Source organism: Candidatus Poriferisodalis sp., from assembly GCF_965215815.1.
GTDB lineage: Bacteria > Actinomycetota > Acidimicrobiia > Acidimicrobiales > Poriferisodalaceae > Poriferisodalis.
The window spans coordinates 256526-282421 of sequence record NZ_CBDCEO010000013.1; the positions used below are offsets into that span (position 1 = coordinate 256526).

21 protein-coding genes are annotated in these 25896 nt (G+C 67.6%); 9 read left to right on the forward strand and 12 right to left on the reverse strand.

From position 1 onward, the window contains the following. Positions 1-115 precede the first annotated feature (115 nt). The 6 genes from paaC to ACOOHB_RS11190 all read right to left on the reverse strand — a co-directional run bounded on the left by paaC (position 116) and on the right by ACOOHB_RS11190 (position 5143). Positions 116-889 (reverse strand): 1,2-phenylacetyl-CoA epoxidase subunit PaaC, encoded by a 774-nt coding sequence (paaC, locus tag ACOOHB_RS11165; RefSeq protein ID WP_420444918.1) that lies wholly within the window; start codon positions 887-889, stop codon positions 116-118. Beyond that, positions 886-1158 carry a 1,2-phenylacetyl-CoA epoxidase subunit B gene (locus tag ACOOHB_RS11170; protein WP_419554214.1) on the reverse strand — a complete coding sequence of 91 codons (273 nt, stop codon included), beginning with the start codon at positions 1156-1158 and terminating at the stop codon, positions 886-888. The genes paaC and ACOOHB_RS11170 overlap by 4 nt, the downstream gene beginning before the upstream one ends. Beyond that, a complete protein-coding gene (locus ACOOHB_RS11175) occupies positions 1155-1706 on the reverse strand; it encodes a metal-sulfur cluster assembly factor (RefSeq protein WP_420444919.1) in 552 nt (183 codons plus the stop codon). Before ACOOHB_RS11175 ends, ACOOHB_RS11170 begins: the two co-directional genes overlap by 4 nt. Then, complete coding sequence (gene paaA / locus ACOOHB_RS11180) at positions 1703-2623, reverse strand: 1,2-phenylacetyl-CoA epoxidase subunit PaaA (RefSeq protein WP_420444920.1); 921 nt, start codon at positions 2621-2623, stop codon at positions 1703-1705. Before paaA ends, ACOOHB_RS11175 begins: the two co-directional genes overlap by 4 nt. Positions 2624-2933: 310 nt before the next feature. Beyond that, entirely contained in the window at positions 2934-3704 is a 771-nt protein-coding gene (locus tag ACOOHB_RS11185; protein ID WP_420446899.1) for an S-methyl-5'-thioinosine phosphorylase, read from the reverse strand. Between the two features lie 5 nt (positions 3705-3709). Further along, a complete protein-coding gene (locus tag ACOOHB_RS11190) occupies positions 3710-5143 on the reverse strand; it encodes an amidohydrolase family protein (RefSeq protein ID WP_420444921.1) in 1434 nt (477 codons plus the stop codon). Positions 5144-5210: 67 nt separating this feature from the next. On the opposite strand from ACOOHB_RS11190, the gene ACOOHB_RS11195 reads away from it, so the two are divergent. Genes ACOOHB_RS11195 through ACOOHB_RS11205 form a run of 3 tightly spaced genes read left to right on the forward strand, consistent with a single transcriptional unit; the run spans position 5211 to position 7851 of the window. Beyond that, positions 5211-6155: a branched-chain amino acid ABC transporter permease gene (locus tag ACOOHB_RS11195; RefSeq protein WP_420444922.1), complete on the forward strand. Its 945-nt coding sequence runs from the start codon at positions 5211-5213 to the stop codon at positions 6153-6155. Next, entirely contained in the window at positions 6152-7279 is a 1128-nt protein-coding gene (locus tag ACOOHB_RS11200) for a branched-chain amino acid ABC transporter permease (protein WP_420444923.1), read from the forward strand. The genes ACOOHB_RS11195 and ACOOHB_RS11200 overlap by 4 nt, the downstream gene beginning before the upstream one ends. After that, on the forward strand, positions 7276-7851 hold the full coding sequence (locus ACOOHB_RS11205) for a class I SAM-dependent methyltransferase (RefSeq protein WP_420444924.1): 576 nt from the start codon (positions 7276-7278) through the stop codon (positions 7849-7851). The genes ACOOHB_RS11200 and ACOOHB_RS11205 overlap by 4 nt, the downstream gene beginning before the upstream one ends. An 83-nt stretch (positions 7852-7934) precedes the next feature. On the opposite strand, the gene ACOOHB_RS11210 is transcribed toward ACOOHB_RS11205, so the two are convergent. Beyond that, positions 7935-8771 (reverse strand): SDR family oxidoreductase, encoded by an 837-nt coding sequence (locus tag ACOOHB_RS11210; RefSeq protein ID WP_420444925.1) that lies wholly within the window; start codon positions 8769-8771, stop codon positions 7935-7937. A 170-nt stretch (positions 8772-8941) separates the two neighbouring features. Here ACOOHB_RS11210 and ACOOHB_RS11215 point away from each other — a divergent pair, with 170 nt between their 5' ends. Both ACOOHB_RS11215 and ACOOHB_RS11220 read left to right on the forward strand, forming a co-directional pair. Further along, positions 8942-10168 (forward strand): CaiB/BaiF CoA transferase family protein, encoded by a 1227-nt coding sequence (locus ACOOHB_RS11215; protein ID WP_420444926.1) that lies wholly within the window; start codon positions 8942-8944, stop codon positions 10166-10168. 85 nt (positions 10169-10253) lie between these two features. After that, entirely contained in the window at positions 10254-11099 is an 846-nt protein-coding gene (locus ACOOHB_RS11220) for a response regulator (protein ID WP_420444927.1), read from the forward strand. 83 nt (positions 11100-11182) lie between these two features. Here the strand turns inward: ACOOHB_RS11220 and ACOOHB_RS11225 are convergent, their stop codons facing one another. Then, the gene (locus ACOOHB_RS11225) at positions 11183-12175 is read right to left on the reverse strand and encodes a thioesterase family protein (protein WP_420444928.1); all 993 of its coding nucleotides are present in this window, start codon (positions 12173-12175) and stop codon (positions 11183-11185) included. Positions 12176-12247: 72 nt separating this feature from the next. Here ACOOHB_RS11225 and ACOOHB_RS11230 point away from each other — a divergent pair, with 72 nt between their 5' ends. After that, positions 12248-12529 carry a hypothetical protein gene (locus tag ACOOHB_RS11230; protein WP_420444929.1) on the forward strand — a complete coding sequence of 94 codons (282 nt, stop codon included), beginning with the start codon at positions 12248-12250 and terminating at the stop codon, positions 12527-12529. Between the two features lie 97 nt (positions 12530-12626). Here the strand turns inward: ACOOHB_RS11230 and ACOOHB_RS11235 are convergent, their stop codons facing one another. After that, positions 12627-14201, reverse strand: coding sequence for an HNH endonuclease (locus ACOOHB_RS11235; protein ID WP_420444930.1), 1575 nt, complete (start codon positions 14199-14201; stop codon positions 12627-12629). Between the two features lie 183 nt (positions 14202-14384). Here ACOOHB_RS11235 and ACOOHB_RS11240 point away from each other — a divergent pair, with 183 nt between their 5' ends. From ACOOHB_RS11240 to ACOOHB_RS11250, 3 genes are all read left to right on the forward strand, one after another. After that, positions 14385-15314 (forward strand): TIGR03621 family F420-dependent LLM class oxidoreductase, encoded by a 930-nt coding sequence (locus tag ACOOHB_RS11240; RefSeq protein ID WP_420444931.1) that lies wholly within the window; start codon positions 14385-14387, stop codon positions 15312-15314. Between the two features lie 72 nt (positions 15315-15386). Continuing rightward, positions 15387-18785, forward strand: a complete 3399-nt coding sequence (locus tag ACOOHB_RS11245) for a PD-(D/E)XK nuclease family protein (protein WP_420444932.1) — start codon at positions 15387-15389, stop codon at positions 18783-18785. Between the two features lie 5 nt (positions 18786-18790). Continuing rightward, positions 18791-22450, forward strand: a complete 3660-nt coding sequence (locus ACOOHB_RS11250) for a UvrD-helicase domain-containing protein (protein WP_420446900.1) — start codon at positions 18791-18793, stop codon at positions 22448-22450. Positions 22451-22462: 12 nt separating this feature from the next. Here the strand turns inward: ACOOHB_RS11250 and ACOOHB_RS11255 are convergent, their stop codons facing one another. Genes ACOOHB_RS11255 through ACOOHB_RS11265 form a run of 3 tightly spaced genes read right to left on the reverse strand, consistent with a single transcriptional unit; the run spans position 22463 to position 25863 of the window. Then, a complete protein-coding gene (locus ACOOHB_RS11255) occupies positions 22463-23833 on the reverse strand; it encodes an amidase family protein (protein WP_420444933.1) in 1371 nt (456 codons plus the stop codon). A gap of 27 nt (positions 23834-23860) precedes the next feature. Next, on the reverse strand, positions 23861-25237 hold the full coding sequence (locus ACOOHB_RS11260; protein ID WP_420444934.1) for a hypothetical protein: 1377 nt from the start codon (positions 25235-25237) through the stop codon (positions 23861-23863). Beyond that, a complete protein-coding gene (locus ACOOHB_RS11265) occupies positions 25234-25863 on the reverse strand; it encodes an RNA polymerase sigma factor (RefSeq protein WP_420444935.1) in 630 nt (209 codons plus the stop codon). Before ACOOHB_RS11265 ends, ACOOHB_RS11260 begins: the two co-directional genes overlap by 4 nt. Between the last annotated feature and the right edge of the window lie 33 nt (positions 25864-25896).

The window sequence follows — 25896 nt, forward strand, 5'->3', positions numbered from 1 at the left end:
TCCGTTGCGCATCCGGGGGCTGAGCCCCGGCGATTGTGGCAGGTCCGCGCCCCGCTCACATGTGTCGCACGGTGCCAGAAGCTCCGCCGACCGCCCAAAACCTAGGGGTTTCGCGCTACCAGACTGCCGAGGGATCGATCGAGAGCACCTCGACCATCTCGGCGTGCAAGGCCGCAAAATGGGGTGAACGCTGGCCGGCTCGGCCGCTCGCCTGTCGTGGCGTGCCGTCGTGGGCAGGCCACTGCGGTTGGTACCCAGCCGCAGCGACCGCGTCGTCGACCGTTGCCTGCCACTCGGCGCGCTGATCGCTCAACCCGCGAGCCATCACGCCCGAAGCAACAAGAGCCTTGTCCGAGCAGCCCGGCGGGATTTCGAACAGCTCGCACGCCATCGGCGCGAATTGGTCGAACAGCGGGAGCAGTCGCGAACAACCCGTATCGGTACTCAGCAGCCGCGACAGCAGACTCGACGCGTGGCGCAGGTGCGACCGCTCCTCGGCCAAGGCCCGTCGGGCCACTGCACCGAGCGCCTCCCACGACGAGTCGGCCAACGCCTCCCAGCGGACGGTCTCGGCGGTGTCGTAGAGGAAGTGCCGTACCAGGGTCTCTCCCCAGTCGCGGCAGGGCAGCTCGGTGAGATGAGCGCAGCGGTACTCGTGCGGCTGTCGCCCGTAGGCCAGCACGTCGATGTCGTTGCCGAGCAACCCGTACAGCGCCCGAGCGTGGCCCAGCTCGTCTTGGCTGATCGAGGTCAGCGCCAAGTCCTCTTCAAGAAACGGCCCCACAGCGATCCACCACGCCAAGTTCTGGCCGATGCACAACTCGTCGTCGGCAAGCGCCAGCACCAATTCGTGCGCGCCGCCAACGCTCTGGGGGTCCACGTCGCTCATGAGCTCGGTGAGTCTGGGGCCCGTCTCAGATCCCGCAACAGCGCGCCGTCGTTGTGACGGTGTTCACGGTCGGCCATCGCCAGCTCAGTGGGGTCGGCAACCAGCAAGTCCTCGCGGGCCACAACCCACATCTGTTCCCCTTCGGAGCGGCGCGCGTAGCAATCGCGGGCGAAGCTCAGCGCCAGATCGTCGTCGGGTGCTTCGAGTGCGCCGACGTGGGTGAAGGGGTCCTTGCCAGGACGCTTCAGGAACACCTCGTAGGTCTTCACGCAGGCACCTTGGGTGTTGGCGCCGCCCCCATGGCGGCCGTGGGCAGCGAAATGTCGACGCGGCCGACCACTTCCACCGGGTTGCGGCATTGCGGACACCATTCGACGCTGCGGCACGGCGTCGGCCCGAAGTCCGACCGGTGCTCCAGCGCTTGGTTCCCGCAGATCGGGCACGTCGCTTCTGCCCGTGCGTTTCGGACTGCCACGGAGTACTCGCGGGCCATGAAGCCCACCGCCGAGGGCGCGATGCGATCCGGCGTCCACACCGGATCGGCGACGAACACCACATCGATCGAAACGTCGGTGCCGGCAGATGCTGATTGAGCTGCTGCGAGCACGTCGCGGCGAATCACGTCGAGAGCCGGACAACCGAGCATGGTCGGCACCAGCTCGACTCGCACAGCCGAGCCACCCTCGCTCAACGAGACACTCTCGAGAATGCCCAGCTCGGCGATCGTTACCTCCGGGTACTCGGGATCGCACACGAACGACACGGCCTCGCGCACGGCGTCTACGAGGCCTGCGTCCAAGCCGCGGGTGTTGCTCACGCAGCCACCGCCGCGGCCTCGTCGAGCGCGGAGCGCACCCACGCCGCTCCGTCCCAGGCGTTGCGCGCGTCGCGCAAGCGTCGCTCACTGTCAGGGCCGCGGCCAGCGATCGCATCGGCGAGCGCATCCCAGTCGATCTCGCCGCTGATCCAGCGCCCCGTGTCGGGATCCTGGCGCAGATCCGGGTCGGGAATGGTGAAGCCGGCAGCTTGCAGCTGAGGCACCATCTTCTGCACGAACCGGTCGCGCAGCACCTCGTTGCGCTCGGACTTGATGTGCCAGCGCAGCAGCACATCGTTCGGCCGGGAGTCAGGCCCGAACAGCTGCACCGACGGCCACCACCACCGCTCGATCCCGTCCTGCATCAACTGGTGCTGCTGGGGCGTGCCTTTGGCCATCTTCAGCAACAGCTCCTCGCCGTTGCGCATGTGGAAGCCCTCCTCGGCGATGATGCGCCGCAGGATGCGCTTGTAGGGGCCGTAGCTGCAGTTCTTGAACACGGCCTGCTGGCTGGCGAGCGCGGCAGCGTCTACGAGATACGCGATCGCAATCTGGTCGCCCCACGTGTAGGCCCGGTAGTGGAACACATTGTGGAACGTGGTGCGACCCGCCAGCAGGTCGGCAGTCATCTCGTCGCGGGTCTTGGGGCCCATGTCCGCCGCCACCATGTACAGCAGGTGCGCGTGGCCGATCTCGTCCTGGGTCTTGGCCAGCGCCGTCAGCTTGTTGGACAGCCCCGGCGCCTTCGCGATCCAGTCCCGCTCGGTCAGCCCGCCCATGTACTCGCTGTTGGCATGCAGCTCGATGAACCGAAAGACAGCCTCGCGGTACGCGCCCGGCATGTCATCGCAGGGCTCCACCAGGCCACCGTCGTCAAGGAACGCCTCAAAGTCCTCCATTGAGTCCCAGCTACGCATCGACAACTCCCTGCCGCCTCGCATCTACTCCGATGCTACGCCTGGGTCGCGTGATGCCGATCGCGTCATGCTGATCGCGCGATTTCACAGCCAGGGATCGCGCGAATGATAATCGGTCACGCGCTGGAAGGCCTCGCCTGCTGCGGCGATCGGGTGGCTAGCGCCGTGTCAGCAAACGTTTGCCAGTGTGGCGCTTTTCTGTGCAAAATCGCTCGCTCAGCGAACATTTCTGCACAGAAAACCGATCCTGTCGAGGCCAGCGCGAGGCATCCAGCCCGCCTCAACCACGCAAACGTTTGTGGTCACAGCACTAGATCGTTGAAACGGTGCGGCCCAGCAGGGCGAACAGCGGGTCCTTGGTGGCTTCAAGCGCCGCCGACACCTCTTCGTGGGAGATCTCGCCGTCGAACATGCCTGCGGCCATGTTCGCCACGACCGCCACACCGGCGTAGGGAATCCCGACCTCGCGGGCAAGCGCCACTTCGGGATAGCCGGTCATCCCCACGACGCTCCCGCCCATCTGGGCATACATGCGGATCTCTGCCGGCGTCTCGAAGCGCGGTCCATTCGTGCAGACATAGGTGGCGCTCGGTGCCACGTCGATGCCCTCGGCTAGGGCCGCGGCGGCCATCGCCGCACGCAGCGCCGGGTCGTACGGGGTGGTCATGTCGGTGTGCACGACGTGGCCCGGCTGATCGAAGAAGGTTGCGGTACGGCCGGTGGTGAACTCCAGGTAGTCGTCGAGCAGCAGGAACGACCCGGTGCCGTGCTCAGGCACCATCGAGCCCACGACGGTCACGGCCAGGATGGCCGTGGCCCCGAGGTCGCGCATTGCGGCGATGTTGGCCCGGTAGTTGATCGCGGACGGCGGGATCGAATGGTCGCCGCCGTGACGGGGCACGAACACGATGCGCCGCCCATGCCACCGGCCGGTCATTGCCGATGCCTCGCCCCAGTCGGTCTGCACCATGCGGTGCTCGGCTTGGGTCAGGCCAGGCAGCTCATAGAAGCCCGTCCCGGCAATGATCCCGACCGGAGGGCGCTCCGGGCTGGTCTCGATCGTCTCGCCCACGCCGCTCATCGCGCTCACGTCCCCGACTCCTCAGCGAGGCGCTGCGCTCGATGCTGTACCTCAAAGCGGGCCCGTGCTTCGTCAACGGTCAAGCAGACCCGCCCGGCAACCACACGCTCGCCGCCTACCCAGACATCAGTGACGTGGCGGCTGCCGCCGGACCACGCCACATGGGCAATCAACTCCTGCGGCGAGGTGACCGGCACAAACGCCACGTCGTCGATGTCGAGCCGGATCATGTCGGCCCAGCGGCCCGGCTCCAGTACCCCGGTGTGCATCTTGACCCAGCGCCTCGGCGCCGCTGCGGGTCGCCATCGACGGATCATGTCGGCCCAGCGGCCCGGCTCCAGTACCCCGGTGTGCAGACCCAGCGCCTCGGCGCCGCTGCGGGTCGCCATCGAGATCACCTGTTGTGCACTCATCAATGTGGGGTCCAGTGCGGTCACCCGGGCCAACAGCGAGGCGATCTTGATCTCTTCCCACAGGTCCAGGTCGTCGTTGGAGCCCGGCCCGTCGGTGGCGAGCGAGACCGTGATGCCTCGTTCGAGCATCTCGGGTACCCGCGCCACACCCGAGCCCAGCTTCATGTTGCTGACCGGGCAGTGCGCCACGGCCACGCCGGTCGATTCGTAGATGTCGAGGTCTGCATCGTCGAGCCAGATGCTGTGCGCTGCCAGCACCCTGCCCTCCAGCACTCCGGCGTCAGCCAGGAGCTGCGGCACGCTGGCACCGCCGTGAGCAGCGGACAGCGCATCTCCCTCGGTGCGCGTCTCGGCCAGGTGGATGTGCAACAGCGTGTCCCGTTCGCGGGCGGCAGCTGCGATCTCGGCGCAGGCCTCCACACCCAGGTCGTAGGCCGAGTGCGGGGCGAACCCGACCGTGACGCGGCCGTCGGGATCGTGTTCGGCAGCGTGAAATCGAGCGATGTCATCGATACGGCCCGCCACGCTGCCCGATTGGTCGGCGTGCACCACCGACATCACGCCCGGGCACATGACCAGCCGGATGCCAGCCTCGCGGGCCGCATCGGTGACGGCCTGCTCGTAGGCGTACATCTCGCACGTCGTGGTGACGCCCGAGCGCAGCATCTCGACGGCTCCCAGCGTCATCCCCCACCACACATCGTCGGGCCGCAGCCGGCCCTCGCGGGGCCACATCACGTCGGTCAGCCACGCCATGAGCGGCAGCCCGTCGCCAGCGCCTCGCACCAGCGTCATCGGCGTGTGCGCGTGGGTGTTGACAAGCCCCGGCATCAACAGGCCGCCCACGCTGATCACGGGCGTGTCCGTCGCAGGCGCGTCCGCCGCCGGGCCCACCCACGCAATGCGCCCGTCGGCGCCCACGTCCACCGCACCGCGCTCGATCGTCGAGAAATCCTCGTCACACGTCAGCACAACATCGGCGAGGAATCGAGCGCCATCTGTAGGGGCATCTGAATCGTTCGGCACGTCCTCATCTTCGCACTGGAGCGCGCCTGCCCGTCAACGCGTCTGCTCATGCCACAATCGCGGCTTCATGACCCTGTTCCTGCAGCGGGTCTTCGACTCGTTCGCCAACGGCTCCGCGTATGCGGCTCTGGCAGTGGCGATCTCGATGGTGTTCCGCTCGACCGGGGTGCTGAACCTCGCACAGGGACAGCTTGCGATGCTGTCCGCATACATCGCGGTGGTGTTCGCAGCAGGCGCGGATCCAACGGTGGCGTTCTCGGGCTGGCTGGCGCCATTCGCGACGCCATGGCCGATCTGGGCTGCAGTTGCTGCTGCGGTCGTCGTGTCTGCAGTCCTGGGTGCGCTCCTCGAATACACGGTGATCCGGCCAATGCACGGCGATCCAGTACCGACGATCGGGGCGACACTCGGGCTCTACCTGCTCATCGGCGCCTTCGTGGTCAAGCACTTCGGCGGTCGCCAGAGATTTCTCGGCTCGCCGTTCCCGCAAGAGCACACTGACCGTTTTGTCATCGGGGGTGCGCGGCTGTGGTTCGACAGCATCGGCCTCACGCTCACGATGCTTGCTGCGATAGGCCTGCTGGCACTGGTTCAGCGCACAACCAAGATCGGGCTGGCCTTCCGAGCCATCACTTCCAACCGGGACAGCGCCGCGTTGCTGGGCATCAGGGTCGAGCGGGTCGTGATGGGCGGGTGGGCCGTGGCGGCGGCGCTGGGCGGTCTCGCAGGCGGGCTCATTGCCGGGGAATTCAACGTCCGTCCCAGCATGATGGAACGCCTCCTGATCTTCGGCCTCGCAGCAGCCACGCTCGGCGGACTGCGCAGCCCGGCGTTGGCGCTCGCCGGCGGCTACCTGTTCGCCCTCGCCGAGACCCTGATGTCTGGCTATGTCGGGTTCATTGACAGCCAGGTCACGCTGGTGTGGGCCTTGGGCGTGCTCATCGTGGTGCTGTCGGTGCGCCCGTCGGGACTGCTGTCTCGCAAGGCAGCCCGCGGGAGCCTGCAGACGTGACGAACGGCGACGAGCCGCTGGCTCAGGGCCCCGAACCGTCGGTATTCCGCCTGGAGCCGCACGAGCGCGGCGCTCCGCTCGCCACGGAGACGTCAGCGGAGCCTGCACCAACCCGCGCACCGCGGCGGGAGAGGACCCAGCGAGAGCAGCTGCCCCTCGCGCTCACTGTCGGTGCGCTCGCCGTGATAGCGGCACTCGTAGTCATCGTGCCGCTGCGTGCTTCGTCGACCTTCGTCACCGACGTCACCCAGCTGGCAGCGTTCTGCTTGGTCTTCGCCGGGCTCTGGCTGCTCACGCACCGGATGGGTCTGCTCTCCATCGGTCATGGGGCACTCACCGGCTGCGGCTCATACGCGGCGCTGCACGCCGCGAACGACTTCGGGCTGCCGCTGTTGGCGATGCCGCTGGTCGGCTTCGTGGCGGGCTGCGCAGTGGGCGCGCTGCTGGGCATTCCAGCGCTGCGCTTGCCCAAGGCCTACCTGGCGTTGTTGACGCTCTCGGCCGCGGTGGCGTTCCCGATCGTGCTGCGGCAACTCGACGGTCCCCTGCCGGTCACCCTCGACGGCGAGTTTGTCCCGCCCAGCTGGACAGGCATCGCCCCCAACGACGAGCACATCTGGGAGTTCTGGATCGTCGTCGCGTGGGTAGTGATCGCCTTCTGGCTGCTGCACGGACTGCTGTCGGGGCCCATCGGGCGAGCGCTCGTCGCCACCCGGGACGAGCCGACGGCGGCAGCCACGTTCGGCGTACCGGTGTACCGGCTGCGGCTGGTGGGGGTGAGCCTCAGCAGCGGGCTTGCGGGCCTGGCAGGCGGTCTCATGCTCGTACCGGTGAACTTCAACGATCAATCGCTGTATCCCGAGGAGTTGTCGATCAAGCTGTTCGCGCTCACCATCGCCTTCGGGAGCACTGCCATCGGCGGCAGTCGACTCATCACGACTGTGCCCGCCGCCACCGTGCTGGTGCTGCTGCCGGTCTGGCTCGTCGACCGGCCCGGATGGGTAACCCAAGGCGGCTGGATTGGCCTCGTGAAGTCGGAGTTCTTCCTCTATGCGGTGCTGCTGCTGGTGGCTGCATACGCTCGCAGCCGCCGGGCGCGAGCAGTCCGGACCTACGACGCGTGACCGCCGCTGACCGCTGGGATGCGAAATACGCCGATTGGCATGAGCCCGGGTCGCCCTCGGAGTTCGTGACGGGCCACGCTGAGCTGCTGGCCGAGTGCCCGACGGCGGTGGACCTGGCCGGTGGCACTGGCGGCACTGCGCTGTGGCTGGCAGCCCTAGGCATCGATACGACGCTGGTCGAGGTCTCCGGGCGGGCGTTGGAGATTGCTCGGAGCACCGCTGCTGAGCGTGGCGTGCAGTTGCGGACCGTCTGCGCCGATCTGGAAGCCGAGCCGCTGCCGACCGCTGCCGGACTGGGCAGCGAGCGCGGTTGGCATGCCGTCGTCTGTGCCAACTTCCTGCACCGCCCCCTGCTCGGTTCGCTGAGCGGACTGCTGGCGCCGGGCGGCATCGCATTCGTGCAGATCGCGACGGTCAAGAACCTGCTGATCAATGCGCGTCCGGGCCGCCCCTACCTCGTGGAGCGGGGCGAGCTGCCCGGCCTGTGCGGCGGACTCGAACCGATCAGCTTCGAAGAGGACTGGTTCGGCCACCGCCACGAGGCACGCTTGCTCGCCCACCGTCCTGGCTGAGCCCACTCACGCAGAACGAGGTCAGGCAGAACCAGGTCAGGCAAGAACCCGATGAGGCAAGAGACCCTTTCACGCAACAGCGATCAGCTGAGCAGCCAGTCCGCTGGCGTGATGTCGGAATCGGCGAAGAGCCTCGACTGGAAGCGTCGCATGCCCGACAGCCACCGGTCGATGTCCGACGCCTTGCGCTCGCGGTAGGTCTGCACCTCAGGATGGGGCAGCACCAAGAAGCGCTCTTCGGTCATGGCCTCAATGACAGTCTGTGCCAACTCCGACGGCTGCAGGATGCCGTCACCAGCCGCGGCCCCCGGCGTGCCTCGCCCTTGGTCGCCATTGCCGGTTCGGTCGGGGCTGTTGGCCAAGATGTTCGTCTCCACGGCCTGCGGGCACAGCATCGACACCACGATGCCCTTGTCGCCGTAGGTGATCGACAGGAACTCGCCCAGCGACACCGCAGCCGCCTTGGTGACGGCGTACTGCAGCGAGCCGAGCTGCGTGAGCAGCCCCGCCGCCGAGGCGGTGTTCAGCAGGTAGCCGCCGCCGTTGGACACCATGACGGGAACGGCTGCCCGGGCCGCGTACACGTGAGACATCACGTGGACTTCCCACATGCGTTGGATCTCGTCGTTGGCGACCTCGAGGCCGCCCTGGGTCACGTAGCCGGCGTTGGACACGAACACATCGAGTGCGCCGTGGGCTGCGACCGTGTCGGCCACCACTGCCTTGATGGCCTCCTCATCAGTGACATCGAGCCCGACGGCTGTGCCCCCAACCCGATCCGCCACGACCTGCGCGCCAGCCTCATCGCGGTCAACCACGACCAACGCCCGCGCCCCTTCTGCGGTGAAGCGCTCCACGAGCGCCTCCCCGATTCCACTCGCTCCACCCGTGACGACCGCAACCTTGCCTGCAAGCTCCATGGCCCGGCAGCGTAATGGCGACTGTGCGGGAAGCTCCGTGCCACCCTGCCCGCCGCTGGGTCCCCTCTGCCGGATTTGGGGTCCCCAGAGCATTGCGTGTGGTGCAGTGTCAGGCTGGTGCGGTCGGCGCCGAGCTTCGACAGCGAGTTCGACACAGCGTTGGAGGGCCAGTGGCAGCACCGTTGGACGATGTGAAAGTGATCGAGGTGGACAGCTGGATGGCCACGCCGTCGGCGGGGGCGATCCTGGCCGACCTCGGTGCGGACGTCATCAAGGTGGAGCCGCTCGAGGGCGATCCGGCCCGGGGCTTCAGCCGTCCGGCGAAACTTCCGCCCGAGATCAAGGACTACGACTTCCAATTCGACGTGGACAACCGTGGCAAGCGCTCCATCGCAGTCGACCTGGGCTCTGCACAGGGCCGCGAGGTGGTCCACCGGCTCATCGCCGGCGCGGACGTGTTCATGTGCAACCTGCTCGTCCACCGCCAGGAACGCTTCGGGCTCGACCCGGCCACAGTGACGGCGGTCAACCCGCGCATTGTGCACGCGACGCTGACCGGCTACGGCACCACGGGTCCAGAGGCGTGGCGTCCGGGCTACGACGTGACGGCGTTCTTCGGTCGCTCGGGCATCTACGACGCAATGCGTGAAGGGCCCAACGGGGCGGTCCCAATGGCGCGCCCCGCCCAGGGCGACCACACCACCGGTCTGGCTCTGGTCGGCGCCGTGCTGGCGGCCCTCCGGCTCGCTGAACGCACCGGCGACGCGCAGGTCGTCGAGACCTCGCTGTACGAGACGGCCGTGTGGACCCAGGCGTCCGACTACGCCATCACCGCCATGGACAAAGCACCGCTGCGCCAGCGTGCCCGTGAGAACTTGATCATCCCGACCGCCAATCGCTACCCCTGCGGGGACGGCAAATGGGTGGTCTTCAACATGCCCCAGGACAGCGCCTGGCCACTGCTGTGCCGGGTCATCGAACGCCTCGACTGGCTCGAGGACGAGCGCTTCGCCGACATTCGCGGCCGCTTCGCGCATATGCCCGAGATCGTCGCCGGCATCGACGAGGCACTGGCGCACCGCACCCGTGACGAGTGGGGCGAGATCTTCGACGCTGAGGGAATCATCTGGGGGCCGGTGCTGGGATTGCACGAGGTGGCCGACGATCCGCAGGCTGAGGCGTTGGGTCTGTTCCCCACGCTCGACAGCCCCGACATCGGCGAGTACCGCAGCGTGGGCATCCCGATGCGGTTTGCAACAGCCGATGTCGGACCACGCGGACCGGCGCCGAAGCTGGGCAACCACACCCGCGAAGTGCTGGCTGCTGCAGGTCTGTCTGGCCCCGAGATTGACGGCTTGGTCGCGCAAGGCGCTGTCCACGAAGCCGCTGTGGAGTGAACCCGGATCTCGGCGGCCGCTTGCCCGGCCTCGGGAATGCTCACTAAGTTCGCTGGCGCAGACCGCGCCGGAAGGAGACACAGAGATGCGACACGTCTTGATCGTGGCCAATCAAACACTCGTCGGCAGTCACCTGCATGAGCGAGTGGAGCACATCCTCGCCGTCGACCCCGAGACCCGGTTTCACATCGTCGTGCCCGCGACGGGTGCCAACGGCCCCGACCCCGCGCGGGCGCTTGCGGGTGCTCGCCGCCGGCTCAGCCAGGCCTTCGAGACCCTTGATGACATCGGTGTCCGGGTCACCGGCGAGGTGGGTCCCGCGCATCCTGTCGTGGCGGTCAATCTCGCCATCAACCGGTTGAGCCCCGACCTCATCATCTTGAGCACGCTGCCTGCAGGCGCCAGCCGCTGGCTCCACCTCGACCTGCCGCGTCGACTGCAACGGCGGTTCGGGGTGCCGGTGGAGCACATCACGGCCGAGACCCAGACCGTCGACCGTGCGGGCACCTTCGAGCCACCCGTGCTGCACACTCCTGACGACACCGTCCACGTGCTGCTTGCCGAGGAGAACCAGCACGACGTCGACGTGATCACCTTGGCGCTCGCTGAGGCGGGAACCCGCAACCAGCTGCGTGTCGCCCACGACGGCGCCAACGCGCTGTCGTTCATGCGCGCCGTGGGCCCGTCGGAGGTCGATCTGGTGCTGTTCGACTTGAAGCTGCCGATCGTGAGCGGGTTCGACCTGCTGGCCGAGGTGCGCGCCGCCGCCGAGTTCGACAAGGTGATGATGGTTGCGCTGACAACCGAGGAAGCCGCCGACGATCGTGCCCGGGCCTACGACCTCGGCGCCGACGCCTTCGTGATGAAGCGGCCTGACTACAGCCAGATGGCCCACGTCATCGACGACCTGCTGGCCGAGGTCGCCGGGTAACTGGCGACAGGCAAGCACAGGCCGGGTAACCGGCGACAGGCGAGCACAGGCCGGGTAACCGGCGACAAGCAAGCACAGGCCGGCTAGTCGGAGCTCGCCGCAGCATCGCGGGCAGCGACTGCGACGTTCATCCCGCCAGGGAATCCCATCTCGGACGGCGCTTCGACTTGGCTCTGCAGCACCCAGCCCAGCCGACCCTGCTGGTCCGCAATCTCCGAATGGCAACAGGCGAGGCCTTGGGGGGTGGAATCGGTTGCCGAGTCGAACAGGATCCACTCCCCGACCGGTTCACGCAGCAACTGCAACGTGACATCGGTGTTGATGTACGCGCCGCCGCTGGGCGAATAGTCCCAGCCGACCGCTGCACCGAGATCGCACAGGCTCGCGACACGGCCGAACGGCGTGGTCGTCTCGCCTGCCATGAGCTCGTGGTCGAGCCGGATCCACGTCAGACCGCGCCCGGGCTCTTCGGTTGACCCATCGACGAACCGAATGTCGACGCCGTCTGCGTTGAAGCCTGGTCTCGGATACTCGATCTCGGAATGCGCTCCTGGATCGGCTCGTTCGGGCGGGATCGGCGGCAACGCTTTGACATCGTTCGACATCTCGTGAGCGCCCGAAGCGGCGAGGGGAATCGTGGGGGCGAGCCACTGCGACGAGGCGCGCGCGACCAGACGGCCACCAGTGAGCGGCTCGGTCGCTCGCGAGGGGGCCTCGACAGCGCGCAGCTCGGCCTCGATCACCGAGGTGCGCCGGCCCGGCTTCACTGCGCGTGCCATCACGGCGTACGGCGCCATCGGCATGCCCGAGAGAATCTCGACGGTGAGACGGCTGCAGATCTGGCTCGTATTGCCGAGCCGCCGCATCTCGGTCTCGACTGCCCAGCCCAGCAGCCCGCAGATCGCTCCACCGTGCATCACGTGATTGGTCCACGGACCGCGCGTCAACTCGGTCGCGCGTGCTCCGCCGGGCACCGGAACGAACAGCGCCGGCGGCATCGCCGCTGGTCGGAGCGATTCGCCTGAAGCACCGGAGCTGCCGTTCGGCGGGCGTTCCGATCCGGATGCATTGTTCACCACGGCGACAAGCTAGGTGGCAGGTCGGAGTACGGCATCATCGCCTTCCCCGCCGGAGGCACGGGCTGCCAGATGGGCGGCTGGTTCACCAAGGAACTCAACACCGTTGCCGACTACGACGTGCGCAACCAAGCCGACCTGCAGCGGGTGAAGGAGTTCGCATCCATCCGCGAATTCCCCGCCGAGCTCATGGCTGCGTTCAAGGAAGAGACGGAGAACGTGCTCGACAGCGTGGCGGCCGAGGATGCTCGGTTTGCCGCCATCTTGGAGCCGTGGCGGACGTTCCGCGACGGCATCTCCGAATGGCACAGCCTGGCCGAGCGCTCGTACCTGACCCAGCAGTCGCAGATCTAGCTAGCAGCACTAGCGCATGCCTCGCATCACGCCCGGCCAGCACAAGCACAGCATTCTTGTCACGCCCGGCCAGCACAAGCACAGCGGCCTCCGTGCTTCAAACAGTTGCGACGCAATTGCTGAACGCCGGATGGGCGGCGGGGTCGCCGCGGGGTTCGGTGTCCCATCGGCCGGCTGCTCGGCGGACCAGGCACTGGTCTTGCAAGTGGAGGGTGTTGTGGCAGTCGTCGCACAGCGCTGCGAGATTGTTCTCATCGGTGCGGCCGCGGTCAGCCTTCCATTCATCGATGTGATGGAACTCGCAGCGATGCATCGGCGTGCGGCACAGCACACAGCCGCGGTCGCGAATCGCCACTGCTAGCTGCTGGGCGATGCTGGCGTGACGGCGGCTGCGGCCCAGCCACAGAACGTGTCCGGGTCCGCCGAACACAGCGCCGCTAATACGCGTTTCCGGTGAGAGATCATCGAGGATCTGCGGCGGGACCGGTCCCACGCCGAGCGCTTCGCACAATCCGTCGGGATCGGTGCCGTCGATGACGCCGATGTCCGCGATGATCACGAGCTGGTTCGGAGCCTGCGAGGGCCGCCACCGATCGATCGAGCGACCCGCCGCGCTGTCCGGGCTGTCGCCGTCGTTCGCACCGCGCTCGGTGTCGCTGCTGCGGCCGGGCCCGGTGTTGCCGCTTGGGCCTCGTCCAGCACCGCCGCTTGGGTCCGGTTCGGCATCCTCGTGCGGCCGCTGCACGCCGGGCTCCGTGTCGGCGTTGTTGGCGGCGGAGTGGCCGATGGTGGCCAGTGCGTTGCGGTCCGTGAGCATCTCGAAGAAGCTGTCCGCGAGGCGCTGGGCGTTGTTGCGGATTTCGGTGGGTGTTCCGTCGCGTCCACCGTCTAGATGCCACAGCGCATCGCAGTAGTTCTCCACTGCTTGTCGGACCAACGCGAAGCTGACCGGGTCCAGATGCGCGTTGAGCACTCCCATGCCCGTGCTGTGATCTATGAACATCGCAGCACTGCGATCACGGCGCTGACGATCCAGCACCTTTTTCACCGATTCCGGGTCGTGGCGGGCTGTGAATTCGCGTGCGTCGCGTCGCAGCACCTCAGGCGGGACCTCGGCGGCGGCTTCGAGCAGCTCGATGTTGGTGTCGATCGCTTCCGGGCTGGTGTTGCGGGCTGCGTCGGCAAGCACTTCTGCGTGCTCTGCGGTGAGCATTCCCCCCGCTAGGCCGCGTGCCACGTTCGGCATCCGCGCGATCTGCTCGCTGGTCTCCGCAGCGCGCTTCGCGCCTCGGGTGCTCATCCGTGCATGGTCCTTCAGCGCGCTGCGGCCTGATCCTGCACGCTTGGTCTCCAGCGCGGCGGTTGCTGCCAGCAGCACGGCCTGTGCAGCTGAGCGCAACCGCGCGGACTCCTCGACGATCTGGGTCAGCGTGCCGCTTGTCGCGTCGTTCAGCAGCACTCGCGATGCCTCGGTCACCGCGCTGCGTGCACCTCCCAGCACTGTCACCACCGACTCAGCAGACAGCACCAGCCCATTCGGCTCTTCCGGCAACACCGGCTCGTTCAGTGGCGCTGACACCGACAGCGTTGAGGACGCAACGGGACTGCTTGCTGGCTCCGCACCCGACGGCATAGCGCCCTCTGGATCGCCGTGAATGTCTGGCCCTGTCATGACAATCACTGTAAACATCCCGTGTGACATGAAAGCCCAGCCGTACCGTCCCCGGCGGCAACGACCTGGACCTACGACGCTCATCGAACGCACGGTCGGGCAGCGCAACGCAACCACCCAACGCCCCCACCCGCACCAGCCCGAACCGCAGTCCAACGCTTCGCCTACGCATAGGGTGCCGCTGTGCATCCGTTCAGATTCGCAGTCCAGCACGGCAAGCCGGAGAGTCCGGCTGCGTTCCGAGAGATGGCTCGCAAGGTCGAGGACCTCGGATTCTCGACTTTATTCTGCCACGACCATTTCTGGGACAGTTGGTCGCCGATCGTGCATCCCGCCATCGCAGCGGAGATCACGACGACGCTGCGGGTCGGGACCTTGGTGTTCGCTGCGGACTACCGCCACCCCGCAGTGCTGGCGAAGGACTTCGCCACGCTCGACTTGCTTGCTGAGGGTCGAACTGAGTTCGGGATTGGCGCCGGCTGGCTGAGCGAGGACTACGAGCAGTCGGGCATCCCGCTCGACCGGCCCGGCGTGCGCATCGACCGGATGGTGGAGGCCCTCGAGGTCATCAAGGGGCTGTGGAGCGGAGAACCGTTCGACTTCGACGGAAAGCACTATCAGATCTCAGGGATGGTCGGCCGGCCACTGCCGCACACGCCGGGCGGGCCGCCGATCATCATCGGCGGCGGCGGCAAGCGGGTGTTGTCTGAGGCGGCGCGATTGGCCGACATCATCAGCTTGAACCCGAACCTACGGGAAGGCACCGTCGGAGTCGATGCGGCGCGCAGCTCGGTGGCCGGGAAGTTCGCCGAGCGACGCCAATGGATCGCCGACGCCGCGGGCGAACGATTCGCCGATATCGAGATCCAGCTCAACACGTTCATGGCGCTCGTGACCGAAGACGCCGACAGCATCTTGGAGCAGTTCGCACCCGGCTTTGGCCTGACGGTGGCCGAGGCGCGTGAGGTGCCCCTGGTGCTGGCGGGCACGGTGGATGACATCTGCGAGCAGCTGCACCATCACCGTGAGGCCTACGGTGCCAGCTACATCGTCATCCACGATCCCGAGGTCGATGCCATGGCACCAGTGGTAGCCCGGCTGGCGGGCACCTGAGCGCTCGGCGAGCGAGGCCGGTCGCTGAAGCCGACATCAAGACTGTGACACCCCCTGCGTAGTGTCTTCGACGTGAACGAGAACCCGATCGCTCACCAGAAGGCATCGCCCGGCGCTGGGGAGTCGCTACGGGTAGTGCCGGTCGGTTTCGGCGAGTCTGCGCGTCAAGCGCTGGCGGCATTCGTGACAGTCGCCAAAGCGAGTGATCCGCTGGCCCCGGTCACGGTGATCGTGCCGTCGAACTACACGGGGCTGGCGCTGCGGCGAGCGCTCGCTTCGGGAATCCACGGCCCGGTGTCGAGCACCGGCACGGGACTGGCGGCGCTCGACACGCTGACCCTGGTCGAGCTCGCCGACCGGCTCGCCGGTGCGTCTTTGCAAGCCGACGGGCGCCTTCCGCTGAGCGATCAGGCGATCACAGCCGCTGTTCGCAACGCGCTGGCAGACGATCCGGGCGTCTTCGGTCCCGTGGCCAGCCATCACCAAACCGCAGATGCGTTGTCGCGCACCTACCAAGAGCTGCGCGACCTCTCGCGTGAACAGCTTGCTGCACTCTCGGCAGCGTCGCAACGAGCCGGAGCGGTGGTGACGCTGTGCCGCAACGTCCGAGCTGCGCTGCACGACAACTGGTACGACGACTGCGATCTCTTGGCCACCGCTGCCGAGCCGACGCCGCGCAGCGCTGCGGCACTGGTCGAACTCGGTGCCATCGCTTCGTACTTGCCACGGCGTTTGAACCGGCACGAGGCAGATCTGCTGAGCGCCGTGGCTGAGCAGCGGCGCAAACTCAGCGATGCGGGCGCTGTCGCGAACTCACCGGTGACGGTGCTGCTCGGCGTGACCGGCGACCGCTCTGCCGACGCCGGAGCACGTTCGGTATGCGAACGGCTGGGCGTCGAACTCCCACCCTCCCACAGTCCCCTCCAACCGGCTGCCGCCAGCCGCATCATCAGCGTGACCGATCCCGACGAGGAAGCCCGCACGGTGCTGCGCTCCGTGCTGAGCGACATCGATGCCGGGATTCCGCCAGCGCAGATCGCCGTGTTCTATGGGTCGAGCGAGCCGTACGGTCGCACGCTCGAAGAGCTGTTCGCTGCGGCCGAGGTCACCGCCTATGGCAGCACTGCGCGAACGCTCGCCGAATCGGCATACGGCCGCTTCGCGCTCGGGCTCGCCGACCTGGCCGATGTCGGTTTGGCCGAGCCGCGCTTGGAGCGTCGAGCCGTGTTCGACCTGCTCGCAGGTGCGCGCGTGCCCCGGCACCGCCGCGCAGAGCACGACCCCACTGAGAGCTTCTTCGTGCCTGATTCAGCGTGGGAGCGTCTCGCTCGTGACGCGCACGTCGTCAGCGGCGACGACTGGGAGACACGCCTGGGCCAGCATGGCGACGATCTGGCGGCCCACGCCGCGCAGCAGCGGTCCGCAGGCGCGTCCGATAGCAGCGCGGAATGGTTCGCCTCACAGGCACACGAATGCCGCGCCGCACAGATATTTGCTTTCGAGCTGCGCGACACCCTGATGCAGGGCCGCTCGCTCGGCACTTGGCGAGGGCTGAGCGACTGGCTGCGAACCGTGCTGCATCGCTACCTAGGTGCGGTGGGCCGCGACCGCTGGACGCAGGACTGGCCCGACAGAGAACGCACGGCAGCCGAGCGCGTCGACGGTGTCCTCGAACGCCTGTCAGATCTCGGCGACATCGAGCCGCGCACGGGCCTCGATGTCATGGCCCGAGCGCTCGCGACCGAACTGGCCCAGCCGCATGGGCGCAGCGGTACTGAAGGCCTGGGCGTGTACGTCGGCCGTATCGCGGGCGCCATCGACGTCGTGCCGACCAGCGCGTACGTCGTGGGGTTGGCCGAGGGCATCTTCCCCCGGCGCTCGCAGCCCGACAGCCTGTTGAACGACGACGAGCGGCGCCTGGTGCCTGGCGCGTTAGCTGTGCAAGCGGACGCCACCGCGGATGAGCGCCGCATGCTGCTCGCGGCAATGGCGAGCGCGCCCGACGGTTGCACCCTGGTGCTGCCGCGTGGCGACCTACGTCAGAACGCTGAATTCGTGCCGTCGCGCTGGGTGCTCGACACGGCTCGCCGGCTGGAGCTCGCCAGCACTGGCGAGAGCGCATACTTCGCGGCCGGTTACTTGGACGCCGAGAACCTCGGCGCTGCAGCGCTAGACAGTGCAATCCCCGACATCGTGGAGAGCCCGTCGTTCATGGCAGGGATCGCGTCGGCGACGTTCGCGGCCACGGTTGCGGAGTACGACTCAGCCAGCCTTTTCGCGGCACGCAGAAGCGGTCTGAGCCTTCGTCGCCACCCGATGTTCAACGAGCTTGCGTTCCGAGCCGGAGTCGAGTGCACGTCAGCGCGAGACAGCAGCGAGTTCACCCGTTTCGACGGCAACCTGGCGCACGTCATCGACGGCGACGACGCATTCGCCGAAGTCATGTCCGCCACTCGTCTCGAAGACTGGGCCACCTGCCCGCGCAAGTACCTGTTCTCGCATCTGCTCGGCGTCGGCGTGGTCGAAGAGCCCGAGGAGATCCTGCGGCTCAGCGCGCTTGAGCGAGGCAGTCTCATGCACGAGGCCATCGACAACTTCCTGCGCCCGCTCATCGCCGCACGCGAGGCGTGGACGGGGGGTACTCCTGTGCCCGACTCCGGGCCCGGCCGACCGCCGCCGGGGCCTGGACGACCGCCCAGCGCCGAGGATCGCGCCGAGCTTGTCGCCATCGGCCGCGAACTGGTCGACCTCGCTGAGAAGCGCGGGCTCACAGGTCGAGCGCTGCTGTGGGAGCGCGACCGCGCCGCGCTGCTGGCCGACCTGGGCGAGCTGCTCGAACGCGACACGCAACGCGACCCCACGACGCGCGGCGAGACCGAGAGCTCGGAGTTCCGCTTCGGCTTTGACGGCACCCCCGACGCTGTTGAGCACAGCCTCGGCGGCGCGCTGTCTGTGCGGCTTCGTGGTGCGATCGACCGCGTCGAGCGGACATCTGGCGGAGAGCTCGTCGTGATCGACTACAAGTCCGGCAGCCCGCGCAGCTACAAGGCCCTCAGCAACGATGTCGATCCCACGCTGCGAGGCACCAAGCTGCAGTTGCCCGTGTACGCGCTCGCGGCCGCGCAGCACTTCGGCTCGGGCGCGGTCGATGATCCGATCGCGCACGCGGCTTACTGGTTCATCTCGTCCGAGCCAGGCCATTGGACGTGGGTGCCGCTCGCGGTGAACGACGCGCTCATGCAGCGATTCAACGAGGTGCTGCGTGTCATTGTCGCTGGGATCAGGGGCGGGATCTTCCCCGGATTCGCCCAGCGCGGCGACGACCGGATGCCCCATGTGGTGTGCCCGTATTGCGATCCTGACGGGGCCGGCTCTGCAGACGTACTGCGCCAGTGGCACCGCAAACGCGGCGATGCAGCGCTGGCGGCGTTCGCCGATCTCGCGGAGCCCAGCGAGGACAATGCGTCGTGAGCGACATGACCGTGCAGTCCAAGGCGACGCCCGCCGACCAAGCCGAGCGCGACCGGGCGACACGCAGCACCGGCACGACGTTGTTCGTCGAAGCCGGCGCCGGCACTGGCAAGACGACCGCGCTGGTGGGCCGTGTGCTTGAACTCGTGACCGGCGCCCCAACGGCTCCGATCCGACGGGTCGCGGCGATCACATTTACCGACAAGGCCGCTGCAGAACTGCGCAACCGGTTGCGAGCCGGCCTCAACGCCAGGCTCGCTGCCGCCGACGACGATGAATCCCGCCGACGCTTGCGCGACGCCCTTGATGGCCTCGACGGGGCCGCCATCTCGACCTTGCACAGCTTCGCTCGCCGCATCCTCGCCGAGCACGCCATCGAGGCTGGGCTGCCCCCGCTGTTCGACACGCTCGATCAGATCGGCAGCGAGGTGGAGTTCGACGAACGCTGGCGGCGCTTCTTTGGCAACCTGCTGGCTGACCCTGAAGCGCACTGGGCTGTCGCGATAATCGACGCTGCCGGAGTCGGCCTGACAGCGCTGCGCGATATCGCAGTGTCGTTCAACGCCAATTGGGACCGCGTGCAGATCGGCGACGGAATGCTCGAGAGTTCGCCGGTTCGCGTCGACGACCTGATCACACAGGGCCGTGAGCTGTCCGGGCGGCGCAGCGAGTGCCACGACGCAGCCGACCCGGCGCTGTCGCGCTTCGGCCAGCTCGACTTGTTCGTCGAGCGCCTGTCCGCAGCGGGTACCGACACAGCGCGCATCGCCGTGTTGCTCGACGCCGACGATCCGCGCACCGGCGTGCCCAAGATCGGCAACGTCGGGCGCAAAGCCAACTGGGATGACATCGCTTCAGTACGCGAGAGCTTCACCTGCCTGCGCGAATGTTGCACGGCTGCCGCCGCGGAAGCACTCGAAGCCGCAATTGCCGTGGTGTGCGACCGCATCGCGCGCTTCACGTTGGAAGCGGCCGCGCAGCGCCGTGCCGCTGGGCGCCTGGAGTTTCACGACCAGCTCGTGTACGCCCGCGACCTGCTGAGGACCTCGCCATCGGCACGCGCAGCGCTGCACGCCAGGTACCAGCATCTGCTGCTCGACGAGTTCCAGGACACCGATCCGATCCAGATCGAGATCGCGTCGCTCATCGCAGCCATCGAATGCAGCGACCCTGACGGTCTCCCAGGAAGCCACGGCGACGCCTCGCCGCCCGTGGCGTGGGACCGCATTGACACAGCGTCCGGCCAGCTGTTCTTCGTCGGCGACCCAAAGCAGTCGATCTACCGCTTCCGGCGTGCCGATATAGGCCTGTACCTCGCCGCCCGCCAGCGATACGGCAGCGACACCGGATCATCGGCGACGCTCAACGTGAACTTCCGCACGACGGCGCCCATCATCGAATGGATCAATGCGACCTTCAGCAGGCTGATGTCCGGTGACACAACGTCAGGGGGCACCGGGCTACAGCCGGACTACGCGCCGCTGGACCCGTGGCGACCCGAGCTCGGCGGCGGTCCGGCGGTGGTCGCGCTCGGCACGCAAGCGCACCTGTCCAAACGCAACGGCGGCAGCCTCGACGCCGAAGGCATCCGCGAGGTTGAGGCCGCCGATGTGGCCGGTGTCATCAACGAGATCGTCGGCGACGGCTGGCAGGTCGAGGACCGTCACACCGGACGCACACGGGCGGCCCGTTGCAGTGACATCGCCGTATTGATACCGACCCGTACCTGCCTGCCGCAGCTCGAGGCGGGCCTGGGCGAAGCGTCAGTGCCGTACCGGCTCGAAGCGTCAGAATTCGTCTGGCGCAGCCGCACGGTGCGCGACCTCATGATGTGCCTGAGAGCAGTGGCCGACCCCGATGACGCGCTGGCCATCGTCAGCGCGCTGCGGACCCCCGTGTACGGCTGCGGCGACGACGACCTCTACGTGTATCGCCGGTCGATCCCATCGTGGAGCTGCTTCACCTCAGACTTCTCGCCGTTGCCGGGCGGCGACGCCCACCCGGTTGCGCAGGGCCTTGCGCATCTGCGGAGCCTGTACGACGACCACATACAGGTCTCCCCCGCCGCGCTGCTGGACCGGCTGGTGCGCGAGCGACGTGTGCTCGAACAGGCCGTCGCCGGACCGAGGACCCGCGAGGCATGGCGTCAGGTCCGCTACGTCATCGACCAGGCCCGAGCGTGGTCGCAGAGCCAGCACGGCGGCCTGCGACACTTCCTTCGCTGGGCGTCGATGCAGGCATCGGAACGGGCGAAAGTGACCGAGGCGATCCTTCCCGAATCCGACGACGACGCGGTCAGGGTGATGACGGTGCATGCCTCCAAAGGGCTGGAGTTCCCGATCGTTATCGTGGCAGGGCTCCAAGGCGGCAACCGGCCCCGGTCCGATTCGGCGGCCGTCGGGTTCGAAAGCGCTCGGGATGGCAGCGGCACCGACTCGCACTGGTCAGGCGCGGTCGCGGTGCGCCTGCGGGCAGGTGTCGAAACTGCCGGCTACCAGGAATGGGCCGATACCGAACAGCTCGCGGGGCATCACGAGCGCATCCGGCTGCTGTATGTCGCGTGCACCCGTGCCCGCGACCACCTCGTCGTCTCACTGCATCGCCAAGAGCCATCGCGCGATGCGTTGACCGACGGCAACGATCACAAGCGCACCCACGCCCAGCTCATCTGCGATGCGATGCCTGAGCCCGCCAGCGGAATCGGGGCTGCGGCTGCAGTTGGAACTGCCCCGGCGACTGCGGCTGAAGTTGCGCTGGCCGCTGCCACAGCCACGCACCGGTGGGACTACCGACCCGGGCACTCTCAGGACGCATCTCCGGCGGCACCTGCCGCGACGGGGGATTTCGCGCCGGTGCGCCAGTTGCCCGAGCGCGACGAATGGCTCCGGCGGCGTGACAGCGCTGCGGCCGCGTCCTCACGCACCACGGTGCTGAGCGCCACTCGCATCGCCCGCGCTGGGGTCGAACCCGCCTTGGTCACCAGCGACTCGCGTGAGGCTGCGGGCCGCTCGCTCACTGCCACGCTCGGGCAGACCAAGGAGCTTCCGGACGATCATCTCGGCACGGGCCGCGCACCGGGCCGGCGCGGTCGCGGCGCCACCTCCGTCGGCAAAGCCGTTCACGGCGTGCTGCAGTCGATTGACCTGTTCTCTGGCGCCGGACTTAGCGGACTCGTCGCCGCACAAGCCGTCACCGAGGGTGTGTCCGCCAGCCACGGCGACATCGAATCGTTCGTGCAGTCGGCGCTCGCCAGCGATGAAGTGCAACGCGCTGCGAGCAGCCGGCACTGGCGCGAGGTGTACACAGCGGCACCGAACACCGGCAGCGAACCCGGCGGCGTGCCCGCGACAGTTGTCGAGGGCTTCATCGACCTTCTGTATGAGGACCCCGCGACGGGCGGGCTCGTGGTGGTCGACTACAAGACCGATGCGCTTGGGGAAATGCCCGACATCGACACTCCCCGTGCTGAGCAATACCGCCGCCAAGGCGCCGTGTACGCGTGGTGTGTCGAGCGAGCCACAGGGCGGGAGGTGACGCAGGTCGTACTGCTGTACCTGCGACAGGGGGAACCGGCAAGAGCCGACCGTCTCGAAGGCGACGCCCTGCGGCGCGCCGTCGACGAGGTCGCAGATCTCGCGGGCAATCTCGTGCGAACTCCTGCATAGCGACGACGAAGCTCAGCCCAGCGCACGAGGAGGGGGCTGGTAGCCGCCGGTCAGCTCGCCGATGTGGCGGGCCAGCGCCATCGTGGTGCGATCGCCGCCGTAGGGGCCAACGACCTGGAAGCCGATGGGCAGGCCCCGCGGCGTGAGGCCCAGCGGCGGCACGGTCGCAGGCAGGTAGGACATGCCGGTCAGGATGGTCCAGCGGGTCATCTCGATGTACGGCCGCTCGACGCCGTTGGCTGGGATACGGCGCTCGGCGAAGGTGCCTTCGGGCATGTGGTCGAAGGGCGGGTGGAAGCTCACCGGCATGAGGATCGCGTCGTAGCGGGTGAAGAACTCCGCCCACTTCCGGCGGCATTCCTCGCGGGTGATGTGGTGTTCCAGCCAATCGCGATGCTTCGGCCCCTCGCCCCGGCCGGCCAACGTCATCGCCGCTCGCACCAGCCACAGGCCGGTCTCCCACGCCGGCAACGGATCGATGTCCGGTCGCGCCTCGTGGTCAACGCGCACGCCGCTGCCCTCGAGCGCCTCGACCGCCGCATGCATCACGCTCAGCACGTCCCCGTCAACGGGGCAGTACGGATCGTCGAGCCACGCAGCCACGCGGAGCGACCCCACGTCGTCCGGTGCGGGAGGCAGCTGCGGCACCCACGGCGCTTCACGGCGCAGCAGCACGTCGAACAGCAGCTCGAGGTCGTCGCAGCTTCGGGTCAGCGGGCCGAACACGTTGATGTCCGACTCAGTGGTTCCGCCGCGGATGTGATCCAAGTAGCCGGTGGTCGGGATCAGTCCGAAGCTCGGCTTGTGGCCCCAAATGCCGTTGTACGAGGCCGGAAAACGAATCGAGCCCCCGATGTCGGTGCCGATCTCGAAACCGGTGAAGCCCATCGCCGTGGCGGCTGCAGCACCTCCCGAGGAACCGCCGGGAACCTTCGACAGATCCCACGGATTGCTGGTGGTGCCGAAGAGGTCGTTGAAGGACTGATTGTCGGCCGACCAGCGCGGCAGGTTGGTCTTGCCGATCACGATCGCACCGGCGGCACGGGCGGCAGCTACAACGGCAGCATCGGTGCCCGGAACATTGTCCGCCAGCTCCCGCGCCCCGCCGGTCGAGCGGATCCCTGCGGTCATCAGCGCGTCCTTCGCGGTGAACGGGACGCCATGCAGCGGCCCGAGCGATTCTCCGCTCATCTGCGCGGCATCAGCGGCTGCGGCCCGCTCGGTCGCTGCGTCAAAGTCGCGGGTCACCACCGCATTGATATCGCCGTCGAGTCGCTCGATCCGCTCGATGACATGGCTGACGAGCTCACGGCTCGACAGCTGTCCCAAAGCGATGGCTGCCGCCTGCTCGCCGGCGCCCCACAGTCCCAAATCATCTGCCATGTGCTCATTCCAGCACGTCGGCCGCCGCTACTCAGTGCGCTGGATAACGAACAGCGTTTGCTCGGGCTTGCCGACCACGACCGCGAGGTGCTCACCGGCCCAGCCGATCTCGCCGTGCGCCTCGTCCACGTCGGGGATCGGGCAGACGTCCCAGGCCTGATCACCCCGTCGCAGCACTGCCACGCCGTTCGACACCTCGACGCTCGTCGCGACCTCCAGCATTGTGGTCTCGTGCAGTGCAACTGCGATCGCAACGTCCTCAGAAGGGAGCGCCGCGGTGAGTTCTCGCGCTTCGACTGTGTACAGGGGTGCTTCCGTTCGCGCCCACTGCAAACCAGAACCCTGCAGCGCCGCCGCTAGCGCGTCATCGCTTGCCACCAGCGGCCAACGCTGAGCGAAGTCCGGTTCAAGCTCTGCGACCAGCCAACTCTGCCGCTGGATCTCGCCGAGCTCCTCCAATTCGGCCACCAGCTTCGCAGCGTCGCCGGATGGGTCGGCGTACTCCTGTGGATCGGCGCACTCGTCGAACAGCGTCAGCAGCTCAGTGCGTTCTACTTCGACCGCAGTGTCTGTGACACGTACGCTCGCCCCGAGCAGTTCCGAGTTCACCATCGGCGGGGTGCCATCGTCGATGCGTACGAAGCTCCAGCCATCTGCAGTCTTGACGCCAACGACGTGCTCGACGGCGCACTCGAACGGCCGCACGACGCCCAAGATCGCGATCCGCTCGGACCCCGACAGGTCGACCGCCACCACCTCGATGTTCTCGGGCAAGCCCACCGACTGCCACTGCGAACCGTCGTAGGCGTACCAGTCATCGGCAGCCTGAGCGACCGCGTGCTCGCCGCTGAACGAGTAGCGCATCGCGGCACCCTCGGCTTCGGCCGGAGGTGCCACCGCAGCCACCGCTGTAGCGAACACGGCGCCACCGGAGCTACGGCTCGGCACCTCCTCGGAGGACATCTCGGATTCGTCGGAGGCTGCTTGGGAGTCGTCGACGCTGTCTTCGGTCGCTGCAGCGGACTCCATCGGCTCGTCGTCCGACGCGTCGTCGCTCACCGATTCGTCAGCGACAGCCTCGAAGAACTCATCTTCCGTCATATCGTCAGAGTCCGCGCTCTCGGCGCTGCTGGCTTGTGTGGCTGCGGGCATGACCTCGAAGTCACTCTGCGACTCCGACTGGGCGGAACCTGCAAAATCCTCGATGCCGCCGTTTCGCAGCGACACCAGCCCGACGGCCGCCACGGCTACGAGCGCGAACGCACCCACCCCACCACGCACCGCGTTGCGCCGGCGCTGCAGCTGAGCGGCTCGTACCTGAACGCCTGCGAGCGAACCCGAGCCCACCGGCATTGACGCCCCAGCGTCACGCAGCTGACTGCGGAGGCGATCCTCGGCCGTCATGACGCCTCTCCTTCGTCGGAGCCCGACTCCAGCACATCCCGCAGCTGTTCGAGCCCCCGGCTGAGCCGGCTCTTCACCGTGCCAGCAGCGATACCCAGCGCCTCTGCCGTCTCGGCCACCGACCAGTCGAGGTAGAAGCGCGCCACGATCACCGCGCGGTGTGCGTCGTTGAGCGTCTCGAGCGCACGCTCAAGATCCAGATCGCGCGCCCGGTCCTCAGTGGAGTGCGGTTGTGCCAGCAAGGGTCGGCGTTCACGCTCTCGTCGGACCCGTCGCAGCCACGATCGAGCCCAATTCAGCCCGACCCGGAACACCCAGCCCTGCGGATTCGCATAGGCGCTGACCTGTCCCCAACGCTGGCAGGCGCGGGCGAATGCCTCATCGGCAGCCTCCGCGCCCAACTCGGCATCGCGCATCGCCAACCCGAGCGCGCGCGCGATCTCGTCGCGGTGGGCCGCATAGAAGTCCTCGAACCGGAGCGCCACGGCATCCACCCGGGCGGATCCGTTCGAGGGCGCACCCTCAGCAGCGCTCACTGTCAATCCAGTGCGGATCGTGCCTGCGCCCATCAGACCGTGACTGATCGGCGAATGCAGATCTATGAATGCAACGAGCGCGCCAGTCATTCCACGTCCCCACGAAGACTGTCTGCCCCCTCA